The sequence below is a fragment of the Mycolicibacterium wolinskyi str. Jessa 2025 genome (genome assembly GCF_049241375.1).
GTDB lineage: Bacteria > Actinomycetota > Actinomycetes > Mycobacteriales > Mycobacteriaceae > Mycobacterium > Mycobacterium wolinskyi.
The window spans coordinates 6408607-6423714 of record NZ_CP185960.1; the positions used below are offsets into that span (position 1 = coordinate 6408607).

General features: G+C 68.8%; 13 protein-coding genes. 2 read left to right on the forward strand and 11 right to left on the reverse strand.

All coding sequences use genetic code 11. The features are described from left to right. Nucleotides 1–25: 25 nt before the first annotated feature. Nucleotides 26–1705: a SulP family inorganic anion transporter gene (locus tag ACOI2T_RS31865; RefSeq protein ID WP_409504387.1), complete on the reverse strand. Its 1680-nt coding sequence runs from the start codon at nucleotides 1703–1705 to the stop codon at nucleotides 26–28. Nucleotides 1706–1768: 63 nt separating this feature from the next. Here ACOI2T_RS31865 and ACOI2T_RS31870 point away from each other — a divergent pair, with 63 nt between their 5' ends. Further along, the gene (locus ACOI2T_RS31870; RefSeq protein WP_409504386.1) at nucleotides 1769–3070 is read left to right on the forward strand and encodes a uracil-xanthine permease family protein; all 1302 of its coding nucleotides are present in this window, start codon (nucleotides 1769–1771) and stop codon (nucleotides 3068–3070) included. On the opposite strand, the gene ACOI2T_RS31875 is transcribed toward ACOI2T_RS31870, so the two are convergent. The 6 genes from ACOI2T_RS31875 to ACOI2T_RS31900 are packed head-to-tail and all read right to left on the reverse strand — an operon-like array spanning nucleotide 3032 to nucleotide 10838. Next, nucleotides 3032–4048, reverse strand: coding sequence for an NAD(P)/FAD-dependent oxidoreductase (locus ACOI2T_RS31875; protein ID WP_409504385.1), 1017 nt, complete (start codon nucleotides 4046–4048; stop codon nucleotides 3032–3034). The genes ACOI2T_RS31870 and ACOI2T_RS31875 overlap by 39 nt on opposite strands. Further along, complete coding sequence (locus ACOI2T_RS31880; RefSeq protein WP_409504384.1) at nucleotides 4045–4554, reverse strand: isoprenylcysteine carboxyl methyltransferase family protein; 510 nt, start codon at nucleotides 4552–4554, stop codon at nucleotides 4045–4047. The genes ACOI2T_RS31875 and ACOI2T_RS31880 overlap by 4 nt, the downstream gene beginning before the upstream one ends. Next, on the reverse strand, nucleotides 4554–5621 hold the full coding sequence (locus tag ACOI2T_RS31885) for a type III polyketide synthase (RefSeq protein WP_409504383.1): 1068 nt from the start codon (nucleotides 5619–5621) through the stop codon (nucleotides 4554–4556). Before ACOI2T_RS31885 ends, ACOI2T_RS31880 begins: the two co-directional genes overlap by 1 nt. Before the next feature lie 38 nt (nucleotides 5622–5659). Next, complete coding sequence (locus ACOI2T_RS31890; protein WP_409504382.1) at nucleotides 5660–7867, reverse strand: MMPL family transporter; 2208 nt, start codon at nucleotides 7865–7867, stop codon at nucleotides 5660–5662. A 23-nt stretch (nucleotides 7868–7890) separates the two neighbouring features. Continuing rightward, nucleotides 7891–9330, reverse strand: a complete 1440-nt coding sequence (locus ACOI2T_RS31895; RefSeq protein ID WP_409504381.1) for a M28 family peptidase — start codon at nucleotides 9328–9330, stop codon at nucleotides 7891–7893. Then, nucleotides 9327–10838, reverse strand: coding sequence for a M28 family metallopeptidase (locus ACOI2T_RS31900; protein WP_409504380.1), 1512 nt, complete (start codon nucleotides 10836–10838; stop codon nucleotides 9327–9329). Before ACOI2T_RS31900 ends, ACOI2T_RS31895 begins: the two co-directional genes overlap by 4 nt. Before the next feature lie 334 nt (nucleotides 10839–11172). Here ACOI2T_RS31900 and ACOI2T_RS31905 point away from each other — a divergent pair, with 334 nt between their 5' ends. Next, complete coding sequence (locus ACOI2T_RS31905) at nucleotides 11173–11853, forward strand: SPFH domain-containing protein (protein ID WP_409504379.1); 681 nt, start codon at nucleotides 11173–11175, stop codon at nucleotides 11851–11853. Between the two features lie 7 nt (nucleotides 11854–11860). On the opposite strand, the gene ACOI2T_RS31910 is transcribed toward ACOI2T_RS31905, so the two are convergent. The 4 genes from ACOI2T_RS31910 to thiG form a co-directional block, all read right to left on the reverse strand. Beyond that, entirely contained in the window at nucleotides 11861–12613 is a 753-nt protein-coding gene (locus ACOI2T_RS31910) for an ABC transporter permease (protein WP_409504378.1), read from the reverse strand. Then, nucleotides 12610–13521 (reverse strand): ABC transporter ATP-binding protein, encoded by a 912-nt coding sequence (locus tag ACOI2T_RS31915; RefSeq protein ID WP_409504377.1) that lies wholly within the window; start codon nucleotides 13519–13521, stop codon nucleotides 12610–12612. Before ACOI2T_RS31915 ends, ACOI2T_RS31910 begins: the two co-directional genes overlap by 4 nt. A 13-nt stretch (nucleotides 13522–13534) precedes the next feature. After that, on the reverse strand, nucleotides 13535–14263 hold the full coding sequence (locus ACOI2T_RS31920) for an SGNH/GDSL hydrolase family protein (protein ID WP_421877455.1): 729 nt from the start codon (nucleotides 14261–14263) through the stop codon (nucleotides 13535–13537). A gap of 102 nt (nucleotides 14264–14365) precedes the next feature. Then, nucleotides 14366–15070 carry a thiazole synthase gene (gene thiG / locus ACOI2T_RS31925; RefSeq protein WP_067849485.1) on the reverse strand — a complete coding sequence of 235 codons (705 nt, stop codon included), beginning with the start codon at nucleotides 15068–15070 and terminating at the stop codon, nucleotides 14366–14368. Between the last annotated feature and the right edge of the window lie 38 nt (nucleotides 15071–15108).

Sequence of the window (15108 nt, forward strand, 5' to 3'; positions counted from 1 at the left end):
TACATTCGCGGTCGCTCGCGGCGCGTCAGGAGCGCGCCCGGAACGCCTCGACGGCTGTCGGCAGGGTCGGAAAGATCCGGTCCTCGCCCACGCGGTCGACGAACCCCGCCGCGACGAGGTCATCGAGCAGGTCCTGTTTGACGCGCGCCATCGCGAACACGATGCCGCGTGCCGTCAGATCCCGGCGCAACTGCTCGAGCGCGTCGACGGCGGTCAGATCCGGGTCGACGTTGGCCTCGGCATTGAGCACGAACCACTCGACGGGTCCGTCGGCCTCATCGACCGCGGCCATCGCACGTTCGCGAAAGTTCTCGGCGTTCGCGAAAAACAGTGGGGCGTCATAGCGGTAGACCACGAGCCCCGGCACCGGCTCCGCTTCGGGATAGTCGTCGACGTCATGCATACCGGCCATGCCGGGCACGTAACCGAGCACGCTGTCGTGGGGCCGGGCCACCCGCCGCAGCATGTCGAGCAGCGACAACCCGATCGCGACCAGCACGCCGTAGAGCACGCCGAGCCCGAGCACGGCCACCGTCGTGGCCACCGCAAGCACCAGTTCGCTGCGACGGAACCGGGCCAGTCGCCGGAACTCCGGGATGTCGACCAACCGCAGCGCCGCGTACACCACGAGCGCGCCGAGCGCGGCCATCGGGAAGTGCTCGAGCAGGCCGCGGCCGGCGAGCATCACCACCACGACTGTCGCGAGCATCACCAACGAATACAGCTGCGTGCGGCTGCCGAGAACATCGCCGAGCGCCGTCCGGCTGCCGCTCGAACTCACCGGAAACCCTTGTGTCACACCGGTGGTCAGATTGCAGACGCCGAGTGCGCGCAGTTCGGCGTTGGCGTCGATGGTCTCACCGCGGCGGGCCGCGAAGGTCCGGCCGGTCAATGCGTTGTCGGAGAATGCGACGACTGCGATGCCGACCGCGGGAATCGTCAACGCGGCGAGTTCGGCGAACGTGACCGCGGGCAGGCTGGGCACCGGGAGACCGGCCGGGATGTCGCCGATGACGCGAATGCCGTTGTCCTCCATGCCGAACAGCCACACCACGGCCGTCGCGGCCAACACCGCGACCAACGGCCCGGGGAACAGCGGAGACATCCGGTAGAGGATGAGCAGCATCACCAGCACCGCACCGGACAGCGCCACGGTGGGCCAGTGGACGTCACCGATGCCGGCGACGAAAGACCCGACCTCGTCGATGAACTCGTCGCCCTCGACCGTGGTCCCGGTGACCTTGCCGAGCTGTCCGCTGATCATGATGACCGCGACGCCCGTCATATAACCGATCAGGACCGGCCGCGACAACAGGTCGGCCAGAAAGCCCAGCCGGCAGAAGCCGGCGAGCAGACAGATCGCTCCCACGAGCAGCGCCAGCACAGCCGCCATCACGGCGTACCGCGCGGGATCGCCGATCGCCAACGGCGCCAATGCGGTGGCCGTCATCAGGGCGGTGGTCGATTCCGGACCGACCGACAGCTGACGTGACGAGCCGAGCATCGCGTAGACGGCCATCGGCACCAGCGAGGCCCAGAGCCCGGCGACCGGCGGCAGGCCCGCGACCGTGGCGTAGGCCATGACCTGCGGCACGAGATACGCCGCGACCGTCACGCCCGCCACGACGTCGCCCCGCAGCCACGACCGCTGGTAGTGCACGATCTGCACCAGCCCGGGAGCCACGGTCGCGGCGGTCAGCTTCATCGCGCTCGATTCTTGCGCGAGTGCGGGTGCACGGTGGCCGTTCATGGTGTGTAGTTCTCAATCGTGACCCTGCTGAGTTGGAAGTATGTCGAGGCCCGCGCCGACGATGACTTCGTCGTCGCCCCGCACGAGCGGCTGGACTGGGCCCGCACCATCGGAATCGGCGCCCAACACGTCGTGGCGATGTTCGGTGCCACGTTCCTGGTGCCGGTGCTGACGGGGTTCCCGCCCGCCACCACCCTGCTGTTCTCCGGCGTCGGCACCATCCTGTTCCTGCTCATCACCGGCAACCGCCTGCCCAGCTACCTCGGGTCGAGCTTCTCGGTGATCGCGCCCGTGACCGCGGCCGTCGCCGCCGAAGGAACCGGCAGCGCGCTGGGCGGGTTGATCGCGGTCGGCGTGCTGTTGATCCTCATCGGCGCGGTCGTGCATCTGGTCGGCACGCGATGGATCGATCTGGTCCTGCCGCCGGTGGTGACCGGCGCGATCGTGGCGCTGATCGGGTTCAACCTGGCGCCTGCCGCCAAGAACAACTTCGAGAAGGGTCCGCTGGTCGGCCTCGTCACGCTGGTTCTGCTGGTGGCCACCCTGGCGTTCTTCCGCGGAATCATCGGCAGGCTGGCCATATTCGGCGCCGTCGCGGTCGGCTATCTACTGGCGTTGATCCTCGGCGAGGTCGACACGTCGGCGATCGCCGCCGCGCCGTGGGTGGGCCTGCCCGAGTTCCAGGCGCCGACATTCACGATCAGCGTGCTGCCGCTGTTTTTGCCCGCGGTCATCGCACTCGTCGCCGAGAACATCGGCCACGTCAAGTCCGTCGGCCAGATGACGGGCACCGACATCGACCCGCTCATCGGACGGGCGCTGGCAGCCGACGGCGTGGCGACCGTGCTGGCCGGCGCCGGCGGCGGTTCTGCCACGACCACCTACGCCGAGAACATCGGCGTGATGGCCGCGACACGGGTCTATTCGACCGCCGCGTACTGGGTCGCGGCGGCCGTCGCGATCGGATTGTCGTTGTGCCCCAAGGTCGGTGCGACGATCTCGGCGATACCGCCGGGGGTCCTCGGCGGGGCCACGATCGTGCTCTACGGGCTCGTCGGCATCCTCGGTGTCCGGATCTGGCTGACCAACCACGTCGACTTCGCCAAGCCGATCAACCAGATGACCGCCGCGATACCGCTCATCATCGGCATCGCCGACTTCACCTGGCAGGCCGGGTCTTTGACGTTCACCGGTATCGCGCTCGGCTCGATCGCGGCCCTGCTGATCTTCCACGGCATGCGTTCGCTGGAGTTCCTGGGCGGCCTCGGCAGGCGCAAGAACTCACTCCCCGAGCGCGTTGACCACCCGGGTGAACACTGACGGCAGGGCCGCCGCAGCCGGCGTGATGGCCGTCCGCACCGGGCGAAAACCGCTGCCGTGCAACAGCGCTGCCGTCAGGAACCGGTAGCGCCGGGTCATCGCTCGCCACTGCCGGTCGTAATCCTCGGGCCGGTCGGCCAGCACACAGCCCACGAGCAACTCCGCCCCGCCGAACGCGAGACCCATCCCCTCGCCGGTGAGCGCGTCGATGTAGCCGGCGGCGTCGCCGACGAGCAGAACCCGGCCTGCCGTGCGGTGGCGCACCTTCTGCCGCAACGGACCTGCCGCGCGGTCCTGGCCGTGGGGCAGGCCGTCGATCCGCTCGGCCAGTTCGGGGAACTGCTCGAGGTGTTCGCCGAACCCGCCGCGTGTGGATTTGAGGATCGCGATGCCGACACAGTCGTCGTTGACCGGCGTCACGTACGCCTCGGTGTCATGCGCCCAGTACACCTCGACGCAGTCCGACCACGGGGCGGTCTGCACGTGCCGCCGGATCCCCCACCGACGGCGCTGCGCGTCGCCGCTCGCAAGCCCCAACGACCGGCGGATCGGTGAGTGCAGCCCGTCGGCGGCGGCCAGGTACCGCGCACGAAAACCCGCTGCGCTCACCGATGTCGAGTCCTGCGTGACCTCACCGACCTCGCCGTGTACCACCCGCACGCCTGCCGCCGCCGCGGCTTCGGACAGCGCTGCGTGGAGCACCGTACGACGCACCCCGCGCCCGGCCCCGTCGCGGAACCGGGCCTCCGCACAGCGGCGACCGTCGAGGTAGCGGATGCCGTAGAAGTCCTTTCCCTCGACTGTTGCACCGAGGCGCTCCAACTGGCGGACCGAATGCGGCATCAGACCCTCGCCGCACGCCTTGTCGATCGGGCCGCGCCGGTGCTCGACGACGACGGCTTCGAGCCCGGCCCGCGCCGCGTACACCGCGGTCGCCAGCCCGGCCGGGCCGCCTCCCGCGACGAGCAGATCGATCACGTCAAGCCCTGCAACGCTTCGTTTTCCACGCGAATGCGGGTCCGCAGCAACACCGCGTTGGCAATCGAGAACACCAGCGCGGTGATCCAGCCGCCGCGCACGAGGGGCAGGGCCGCGCCTTCGGCGACCACGGCCACATAATTGGGGTGCGGGATCACGCGGTACGGCCCGTCGACGACCCGGCTCGCCCCGGGCACCACCACAACCCGGGTGTTCCACTGGCGGCCGAGCGTCGTGATGCACCACCAACGCAGCCCCTGCGCCGCCAGCACGACCGCGAACATCGGCCAACCCAGCGCGGACCGGAACGTGCGCCTGCGTCCCTCTGCCAGCGCGCCGACCAGCAGCCCGGTGTGCAGTGCCACCATCACCGGGTAGTGACCGGCGCCGAACTCCTTGCCGCCGTTGGCCTTACTCCATTCGAGGTTGCGCTTGGACACCACCAGCTCGAGCAGCCGTTCGGCGGCGACGGCAGCGATCAGCGTCGTATAGCTCTTCACGCCCATCAACGCCAACGCAGCAGAACCAGCTCGGAGCAGAACCCCGGGCCCATCGCCATCAAGACTCCCGGGCTGCCCGCGGGCGGTCGCTTGCGGATCGTGTCGCGCAACACGTGCAGCACCGAGGACGAGGACAGATTGCCGACCTCGGCCAACGACTGCCAGGTGAGATCGAGTGCGTCGGTGGGTAATTCGAGGGTGTCGATGATGGCTTCAATCACCTTCGGCCCGCCGGGGTGGCTCACCCACGCCCCCACGTCGCCGACCGTCAGCCCGTGGTCGCCGAGGAATCCGGTGACGTCGTCGCCCAGGTACCGCCCGACGAAGGCGGGCACCTCGGCGCTCAGCACGATCTCGAATCCCTGCGTGCCGATGTCCCAGCCCATCGCGTGCAACGAGTCCGGGTACAGGTGGCTGCGGGAGTCGAGCACGTCGGGTCCGCTCGGGTCGAGCTCCTGCGCGCGCTGCTCCCCGACCGCGACCACCGCGGACGCGCCGTCACCGAACAGCGCACCGGCCACCAGTGTCGGCATCGACGGATGGTGCTTGCGCGTCAACGAGCACAGCTCGACCGACACCAGCACCGCGACCTTGTCGGGCGCGCCGCGCAAGTAGTCGTTGAGCCGGGCGATACCGGCCGCCCCGGCCACGCAGCCAAGCCCGAAGATCGGGATGCGGCGCACGTCCGGCCGCAGGCCGAGCCGGCCCGCGATCCGCGCGTCGAGGGACGGGACAACGGCGCCGGTGACGGTTGTGGTGACGATCAGATCGACGTCCTCCGGACGCAGCCCGGCCTCGTCGAGCGCACCGGATAACGCCTCACACCCAAGATCTGTTGCGTGTTCGATGAATAAATTGTTCGTCTCGCCGAAATCACTCAACCTGGCGTATTCCTCAATGGGTCTTACCAGGTACCTACTGTTAACTTTTGCGCTTTTATGCAGGGACCGGACGATTTCCTCGTGCTCGGCGTATCCCGGCAGGTCAAGAAGGGTCTCCGTGACCTCTTCCTGGGTGTATCTATAGGGCGGCAGGACGCCGTGAACGCCGGCAATAGTGCAGTATCGAGACATTCCCGCGACATTAATTCCCATACCCGATATACGGGGGCCTACGTCTTCTGGTTCAACGGTTCGTCTGTGAATCCGAGTCGGTCATGGATAAGCACCAAAGGCCGCGGTGCCCACCAATTCCACCGGCCCATCACATGCATGAATGCCGGTACCAAAACCATTCTGACCAGCGTCGCGTCCATCAGGACCGCGAGCGTCAGACCGAGGCCGAACATCCGCATGAACGACACGTTCGCGGCGATCAGCGCCGCGAACGAGATAGACATCACAAGCGCCGCCGCGGTGACGACGCGGCCGGTCCGGGCGAGCCCGAGCGCCACGCTCTCACCGACGTCGGCCGACGTGCGGTCCGAAGCCAGCCAGTACTCGCGGATGCGCGACAGCAGGAACACCTCGTAGTCCATCGACAAGCCGAACGCGATGCAGAACAGCAGCACCGGAATGTTGGCGACGAGCGTGCCGGTCGAGGTGGTTCCGAACGCGCCGAGGTGCCCGTCCTGGAAGATCCACACCATGGCGCCGAACGCCGCGGTCAGCGAAAGAACATTGAGAACAAGCGCTTTCGCGGGCAACACGACGCTGCCTGTGAGCAGGAACAACAGACAGAACGTGATGACGGCGATCAGGCCGAGCACCAACGGCAACCGGGAGGTGATGGCGTTGACGCTGTCGCGGTCGGTCTGCGCGAGTCCGGTCATCTCGACCGGCCTGCCGCCCGGACCGGCGACCTCGTGCAACCGGTCGAGTTGCGCGTCGGAGGCGTCCGAGAACAGCGGCGCTGTACTCGACACCGTGAGGAACGTCGAGCCGTCGCGTTCATCGGCCGCGGCGCTCGGCGGGCCTGCCTGCCGGCCGTCGACGAACGTCGCGGTCGGCGTGGAGACGGCCGAGACGTCGACGACGCGCGAGAGTTCGGCTGCGTAACGGTCCATCTCGGCGCTCGGCACGCCCCGCGAGTCGGGGATGACGACTTTGACCTCGGTGGCGGAGTTGTTCTCGAAGTCGTTGCGTAGCTGATCGCCGACCTGGTGCGCCGACGCGGACGTCGGCAACACGCGATCGTCGGGGAAGCCCCATTTGACGTTGAAGAACGGCAGGCCCAGCAACACCAGGAGGGCCACAACGGCCAAGCCGATCGGAATGGCCCGCCGCAGAACGAACTTCGTGGAGCGATACCAGAACTGCCGTTCGACGGGTTTGGATGCGCGTTCGGGGCCGTCGATCCGGCTGCCCAGCAGCACGATCGCCGCCGGGGTGACGACGAGCGCCGCGATCGCGGCGAACACCACGGTCGCGACCCCGGCATACGCGAAGGACTTGAGGAAGTACATCGGGAACAGCACGAGCACCGACATCGGCAACGCCACCGTGGTCGCCGAGAACACCACGGTGCGGCCGGCCGTCACCATGGTGCGCACCAGCGCGTCCTCGCGGTCCAGACCGTCGGCCAACTCGTCGCGGAACCTGCTGATCATCAGAAGCGTGTAATCGATTGCGAGCGCGAGGCCCATGGCCATGCAGAGGTTGAGCGCGAACACCGACACGTCGGTCAACATCGTGATGGCGCGCAGCACCGCGAGCGATCCCAGGATTGCCATCACGCCGACCACGACGGGCACCGCGGCGGCCAGCAATCCGCCGAACACCCATACGAGCACCAGGAAGCTGAGTGGGATGGCGATCGACTCCATCAACAGCAAATCGCGTTGCGATTGTTCGGTGATCTGGGTGTTGACCATCGCCACACCGCCGGCACGCACGCTCACCCCATCGCGGTCGTGGACGAGGGCCTCGGTCAGTTCCTCGGCGTGGTTCTGCGCGTACTTCTCGCCGCCGGTGATTCCGGCGACGATCAGGCCAGCACTGCGGTCCTTGCTCAGCAGCTCGGCCACCGCGGGCTGCGGCGCCGTCCACGCCGAGGTCACCTGCGCCACATGGGGCGAACGCTCCAGCTCGTCGACGATGCCGACCGCGACCTCGCGCGCCGCCGGACTCATCGCGCCCTCCGGCGCGGACACGATGATCAGCAGCTGTTGATCGCCGCGGTTGAACTTGCCGGCCAACATCGCCTCGGCCCGCGACGATTCGGCATGCGGATCCTGGAAGCCCCCGGCGGAGAGTTTCTGGGTTACCGGTATCCCGAAGATCGCGGCCGCGACCGTGACAAGCACGGCGATACCGATGATCCGGCGGGGCGTGGCGATGGCCAGTCGCGCGAGACGTTCGAGGGCGCCGGGGTTTTCCACCGGCCTATCGTGCCCGACAGCGCTCAGCCGTGGTGGCGTTGGTCACGGGGCGGGACCCCGTTGGGCCCGTCCGTCGACAACGCGTAGGTACCGACCACGAACCCGACGGCAGGTCCCATGATCGACAGCGCTTTGGCGTCGACGTTGTCGATCGTGTCGCGCGCGGTGTGGTAGTTCGGGTCGAAGGCCACTCCGGCGCGGCCACCCCAGAGTCGGGCCTGCACTTCGGTTTTCCGCTGTGACGATCCGGTGGTCGCGCCCCCGATGGGGACGCCGGCCGTCACGAACGGACCGTAATCGGTGTTGGCGCTCAACGGCATGTCGGCGGGCCGCACCCCGGCCAGGTTGAGATATCCGGCGATGGTTCGCTCGATGCCCGCCGAACCCTCTGGGACCGGTTTGGCGTCGCCGGCCTGCGCCGACTGGTCGCCGTCGTACGTGAAGTAGCCGGCGTTGGCCGAACCGAGCATGTCGAAGTTGAGGTAGAGCGCCAGCTCGTCGAGCTGTTCGGGCTGCAGGCCGCGGACGTACTGCGTCGACCCCTCCAGTCCCGTCTCTTCGGCGCCCCAGAACGCGAACCGGACGGCGTTGTGGATCTGTGGTGAACCGCCGAGCTGCAGCGCCGTCTCCAACACCGCGGCCACCCCGGTGCCGTTGTCGTTGATACCCGGCCCGGCGGCGATGCTGTCGAGATGCGCCCCGACCATCACCACGTCGGTGGTGGATCCGGTTTTGGTCTGCGCCAGCAGGTTTCGCGACTTCACCATCTCGGCCTTGCTGTCGAGCGTCAACCGGACCGGGGCGGAGGTGCGGCGCAGTGCGGTGTCCGCGGTTTTGTCGATGACGCCGACCGGCACCTTGAGCTGGCCGTAGTAGCCGGACGTGAACAGGCCGGCCGGGCTGGGCCGCGTGGTGCTGACCACGAGCAGCCCGACGGCGCCTTCGGCGAGTGCGGTGTTCTGCTTGACGACGATGGAGCATCCGGTGTCGTCGACCACCGCGATGGCCCCGTCGATGTCCACGCCCGAATAGTCGGCGGCCGCACAGCCGGCCGGTTTACCCGGGCGCAGGGTGGGGGCGTTGAGCCCGCCGGGCGCCGTGGTGACGAGCAGCGAGGCCTGGTCGACGGGATAGCGGCGACCCGATACGGTCAGGTTGGGGCTGCCGCCGCGCATCGTGCCCAGGCGCTCGAACTCAGGCATCGAAACGTCGAAACCCTTGTGCCGCAAGAGCTGCGCGACATAGTCCAGGCTCGCGTCGTAACCCGGTGTGCCCTGCCCCCGATTGCCGTCGTTCGCGTCGGCGATCTCGGCGAACTTGCGCAGATGCGCGAACATGCCGTCGACGGTGATGCGCTGCGCCAGATCGTGCGGCAGCTCGGTCGGCGGTGGCGTCGGCGCGGAGGAACACCCCGCCGCGACCGTGGCCGCCAATGCCGCCGCGGCCAGCCAGCGCGATCTCACTGCGGGCTGATCTCGTGGCGCGTGCGGTCGGACCGGATCGGTATCCCGTTGCGGCCCCGCTGATCCTGTGCATACAAGCCGACGGCGAACGCCACGCCTTCACCATGGATCTGTAGCGCATCCCGGTCCACGTGTTCCAGGGTATCGGTGTTCTTGTGGTAATTCGGGTCGAATGGTTGGTCGGCCTGCCCGCCCCACTCCTGCGCCTGCTCAGCGGTCATCTTGTCCTCCGCCCCGGAGAACAGGCCACCCGCGGGGATGCCGGCCAACGTGAACCCGTCATAGTCCGAGCGCCCGTCGAAACTGGTGTCCTGCGGCATCTTTCCCGCATCGGCCAGATAGGCCGCGAGTGTCCGCTCGATACCGGCCGAGCCCTCCGGAACCCGGGGCACCCCGCGTCCTTCGATCGGCGCGGACTGATCGCCGTCGTAGGTGAAGTAGCCGGGGTTCGGTGAGCCGAGCATGTCGAAGTTGAGGTACAGCGCGATGTCCTTGAGGCCTTCGGTGTCGAGCGACTCGACATAGTTCGTCGACCCCAGCAGCCCTTCCTCCTCGGCGCCCCAGAACCCGAACCGGACCGCGTTGTTCACGTCGGGGGAACTGCCGAGCTGCAGTGCGGTCTCCAGGACGGCCGCGACGCCCGAACCGTTGTCATTGATACCGGGGCCCTCGGGGACGCTGTCGAGGTGCGCGCCGACCATCACCACGTCCGACGTCGAACCGGTCTTGGTCTGCGCGATGACGTTGCGGGTGCGCTCGGTGCGCACCCCGGCGTTGAGCCGGATGGTGGTCGGTCCCGGGTTGGCGCGCAGACGTTCGCCGTCGTCCTTGGTGACGCTGACGACGGGGATCTTGACGTCGGTGCGGCGCCCGAGGGTTCCGCCCATCTCGTCGCCGTCGACGTTGTTGGCGACGATCATCGCGACGGCGCCGCGCTCGGCGGCCGCGGCCTGCTTGGCACCGAACGGGCAGGCGCCCCGGTCGACCAGCACCACCGCGCCTGCGACGGGCAGACCGTCGTAGTCGCTGGCTTCACAACCGGGCGAGTCCTCGGTGCGCGCCGCGACGAGCGGGCCGGACACGCCTTCGGGCCGCGTGCCGATCGTGAACTCCAGCGGCCTGGCGGTGACCGCTTGACCGCCCACGGTGACCTGCGGGTCCTCCGAGAACGGCAGGCGCACCTCGAACTCGGGGGTCTGCACGTCAAAGCCCTTATCGCGCAGCGCATTGGCAACGAACTCGACACTGGCGTCGTAGCCCGCGGTGCCGAGCGCGCGGTTGCCGTCGTGGGCGTCGGCGATTTCCTGCAGTTTGGTCAGATGGCCCATCATGGCGTCGGCCGAGACGCGCTCGCGCAGTTGGTTGGCGAACTCCGTCGCCGCGGGTGACGACGTCTGCGTCTCCTGCGTCGGCGTATCACTCTGCAGTTCGGTCTTCGCATCACAACCGGCCAGTGCCACGGTCAGCACGACCGCGCCAAGCACTGCCCCCGTCAAACTACGTCGCATTGCATCCACGGTAGCCGGTGCCGGCAGCGGCCCGGCGATAAATCGATTGCGGGAGGCTTTGCTGACATGCGATGGTTTTGCCCGGAGTCATCGAGGAAGCAGGCACAGCGGGGTACCGCGATGTTTCTGTGAGTTGCTCGTGACGCCGTGGCACGGTCAAGGCCTGAGGTTCGAGTCCTCTCCACCCTTCGATACCCGTCGTCCGGGACTCCGTGGCCAGCGGCCCTGTGGCCCACACCCGCCGGCACGGGGGTGTGACGCCCCGCCGTTGGTTGCGCCCGGCCGGCGGTATCCCCGTGCTGCGCAGACAGATACGCCCGAGAGGAGGACACGCATGTTCAAGAACCGGATCACGGTCACCGCAGGCCAGTGCGCGCTCGAGTACCGCGACGGCACGCTCGCGCGTGTCCTGTCGCCGGGCAGGCACCGGATCGCCCGCGACGCCGCGGTGGTGCGCGTGGAGATGCGCGAGCAGGTGTTGACGCTGGCCCCGCAGGAGGTGCTGACGTCCGACGCGGTGTCGCTGCGCGTCACGGTCGCGCTGCGGTTCGCCGTGACCGACGCCGCGACCTATACCGAGGCGGCGGCCGATCCGATGGCCGCGGTGTACCTGGCCGCACAGATCGCGCTGCGCGACAACGTGTCCGGTATGACGGCCGAGGAGGTCGTGCAGCGCAGTGCGCGTGTCGACGCCGCGGCGATCACCGCCGCGGCGGCAGCGGCGGGTGCCCGCACCGGTGTCGCGGTCACCGAGGTGTTCGTCAAGGACGTCATCGTGCCTGCCGAGATGCGCACGGCCGCAATGGCGCTGGCGACGGCCAAGGTCAACGGTGCGGCCAGGCTCGAGGCCGCGCGCGCCGAGACCGCGGCGCTGCGTGCGCTGGCCAACGCGGGCAAGCTGCTCGACGCGCATCCTGCGCTGGCTCAGCTGCGGCTGATCCAGCACGTCCCGTACGGGTCGAAGGTCGTGCTGTCGCTCGGCGCACCGACGGATGTGGCGTCTGACCCGGAGTGATTCCGGGTCAGGCGTCACGCCTGTTCAGCACCACCACCGCGGCGATGAACACCGCGGCCACCCAGGCCAGGAAGTAGACCAGCGAGCCCACCTCGCCCCACGGCATGTCGTAGGTCGGGAACAGCCACTCCACGCCGAGGAACCGGAACATGTTGGCGAACGGTAACCACGGCCCGGCTTCCAGGTTCGGCATGTTGCCCAGCAGTGGCTCGGCCACCAACGGCCACAGCAACAGCGCCGCGACCGCGCCTGCCGCGAATCGCACGAGCGCACCGACCCCGACGCCGAGCACCGCGGCCAGCGCGGCGTACAGCGCGAATCCCCCGGCCACCGACCACGTGGCGGGGTTGGTCGGCGACAACTCGGCACCGATGACGGGTTCGGCGAACAGGCGCGCCACCAGAACCGCACCCAGCACCATCACCACCGCGCACACCGAGGAAAAGGCAGCGCACACAACGGCTTTTGCGATCAGCATCTTGGTCCGGTTGGGGGTGGCCAGAAATGTGGTCCGGATCAGGCCGGTGCGGTATTCACCGGTGACGGTCATGGATGACAACACCATGAGCACCGGGACGCCGAACACCGCCACACCCAGGGCGGCCTTGCCGGGAGCCAGCGGCGTGTAGCCGTATGCGGACCAGCCCTGCAGGGCGGCCACGCCGAAGCTGAGCACGGCCACGCCGACCACCGACCACAGCGGCGAGCGCGTGGTCGACAGCTTGATGCGTTCGGCGTCGAGCGCCGCGAGCGCGCTCATGGCCGGGCCGCCCGGTAATCGACCGCGTCGTCGGTGAGTTTCAGGTAGGCCTCCTCGAGCGACGCCTGGCGCGTGCTCAGCTCATGCAGCGTGATCGAGTTACGCCCAGCAAGGTCGCCGATCACCTCGATGGCCACGCCGTGCACCGTCAGCGCCGATCCGTCGGGATCGGCGATCACTTCCAGATCGGCGTCGGACAGCACATCGCGCAGCGTCTCGAGCTGGGGGCTGCGCACCCGCACGGTGTCGGCCGCGGTGCCGTTGACGAATTCGGCGACGGTCGTCGACGCGATCAATCTGCCCTGCCCGATCACCACCAACCGATCGGCGGTGTTGGCCATCTCGGCCAGCAGGTGACTGGAGACGAACACCGTCCGGCCCTGCGCCGCGAGCTCGCGCATGAGCGTGCGCACCCAGTGGATGCCCTCGGGGTCCAGGCCGTTGACCGGCTCGTCGAACAGCAGCACCGGCGGATCGCCGAGCAACGCCGCCGCGATACCGAGCCGCTGGCTCATGCCCAGCGACAGTGCCCCGGCGTTGCGTTCGGCTGCTTCGGGGAGCCCGACCATCTCCAGAACCTCGTCGACCCTGGCGGCCGGGATGCGGTTGGCCGCGGCGATCCAGCGCAGGTGATTGCGTGCGCTGCGGTTCGGGTGGGCCTGGCGCGCGTCGAGCAGAGCACCGACGGTCCGCAGCGGGTCCCGCAGTTCGCGGTACCGCTTGCCGTCGATGGTCGCGGTTCCCGCGTTCGGGTGGTCGAGGCCAAGGATCAGCCGCATGGTGGTCGTCTTGCCTGCGCCGTTGGGCCCCAGGAAGCCCGTCACCACGCCGGGTTCGACGGTGAAGCTGAGGTCGTCGACAGCGCGATGGGTTCCGTAGAGCTTCGTCAGCCCGGCCAGTTCGATCATCGACCCCATGATCTCAGCCCGCGTGGGCTGCCACCAGATCCGCGACCGCCCGCATGCCGGCCGCGTTGGGGTGCAATGGTGCCGGGCGACCGGGCATCGGCAAACCCGGCCGAGTCGTCCACGGCTCAGCTGACCAGGCGTGATGAGCCACGCTCGCCTGCGCCGCGCGCACCCATCCACAGCCGGTCTCGGCCGCGGCCGCGCCGGTGTGCCGCTCCAGCGTGTCGGCGATGTGCCGGCCGAGTTCGGCATGGTCGTCGCTGAGGGGAGCTGCCCCGCCGGTGGGCGGTAGCAGCGTCAGATAGTCGACGAACAGCACGGTGGCTCGCGGTGCGCGTTCGCGGATGGTCCGGCCGACCTCGGCCAAGGATCCGGCCACGTGTGTCAGCGCGGCTTCCCGCGCGTCGGCGTCGAGCAGATCACGCAGTCGCGGCCCGAGCACCGGCACGGCGCGCAGCACGCGCGGCAGACCGGCGGCCATCAGCAGCGGCACATAGCCGACGTCGTTGCCGCCGATCGTGACCGTGACGAGGGCTTCGGAGCCGTCGAGCGCGTCGATCTGCGGCGGCGCGCCGTTCTGCTTGTCGCGCAGCACGTGTGCGGTGGTCGCCCCGGAGTAGGTGACGTCGACGAGATCGAGTCCCAGGCGGTCGGCGACGAGATGCGGATAGTTGCGCGCCGAGCGGCCGGCCCGAAACGGCGCGCCATCGGCCGACGGTTTGATGCCGGGCCCGGCGGCCATCGAACTGCCAAGGGCTACATAGCGTTTACTGCCCACGTCGAGCCTGCGCACAGATCGTGTTTCCGCGCCGATTCACGCTCTCCCCGCAGTCTCGGCGCACCGTCACAGCGCCGGGCTCGACGCCTGTGCCCAGAACCGTTTCGGGATGCGGCCGGCCTGACGCGCCAGATACCCGGCGGTGACGGCGGCCGACATGGCCGCGGCCATGGTGGGCGGATCGGATGCGCGGGTGACGGCCGTGGCCAACAGCACGGCGTCGCAGCCCAGTTCCATGGCGAGCGCGGCATCGCTCGCGGTGCCGATGCCGGCATCGAGGACCACCGGGACGCCGGCCTGCTCGACGATCATCTCGATGTTGTGCGGGTTGGAGATGCCGAGCCCGGTGCCGATCGGCGAGCCGAGCGGCATGACCGCGGCGCAGCCGGTGTCTTCCAGCCGACGGGCCAGCACGGGATCGTCGTTGGTGTACGGCAACACGATGAACCCGTCGTCGACCAATTGTTCGGCCGCCTTGACCAATTCGATGGCATCGGGCAGCAGTGTGCGTTCGTCGGCGATGACCTCGAGCTTGACCAGGTCGGTGCCCAGCGCCTCGCGGGCGAGCTGCGCGGTGAGCACGGCCTCGGCCGCACCCCGGCAGCCCGCGGTGTTGGGCAGGGCCGCGATGCCGAGCCGGTTGAGGAGGTCGAGCACGCCGGTGCCGGTCTCGGCGTCGATCCGGCGCATCGCGACCGTCGTCAGCTCGGTGCCGGAGGCCACCAGAGCCTCTTCCAGCACGGCGAGATTGGGTGCGCCGCCGGTGCCCATGATGAGGCGCGAGCCGAATTCGCGGCCGCCGATCGTGA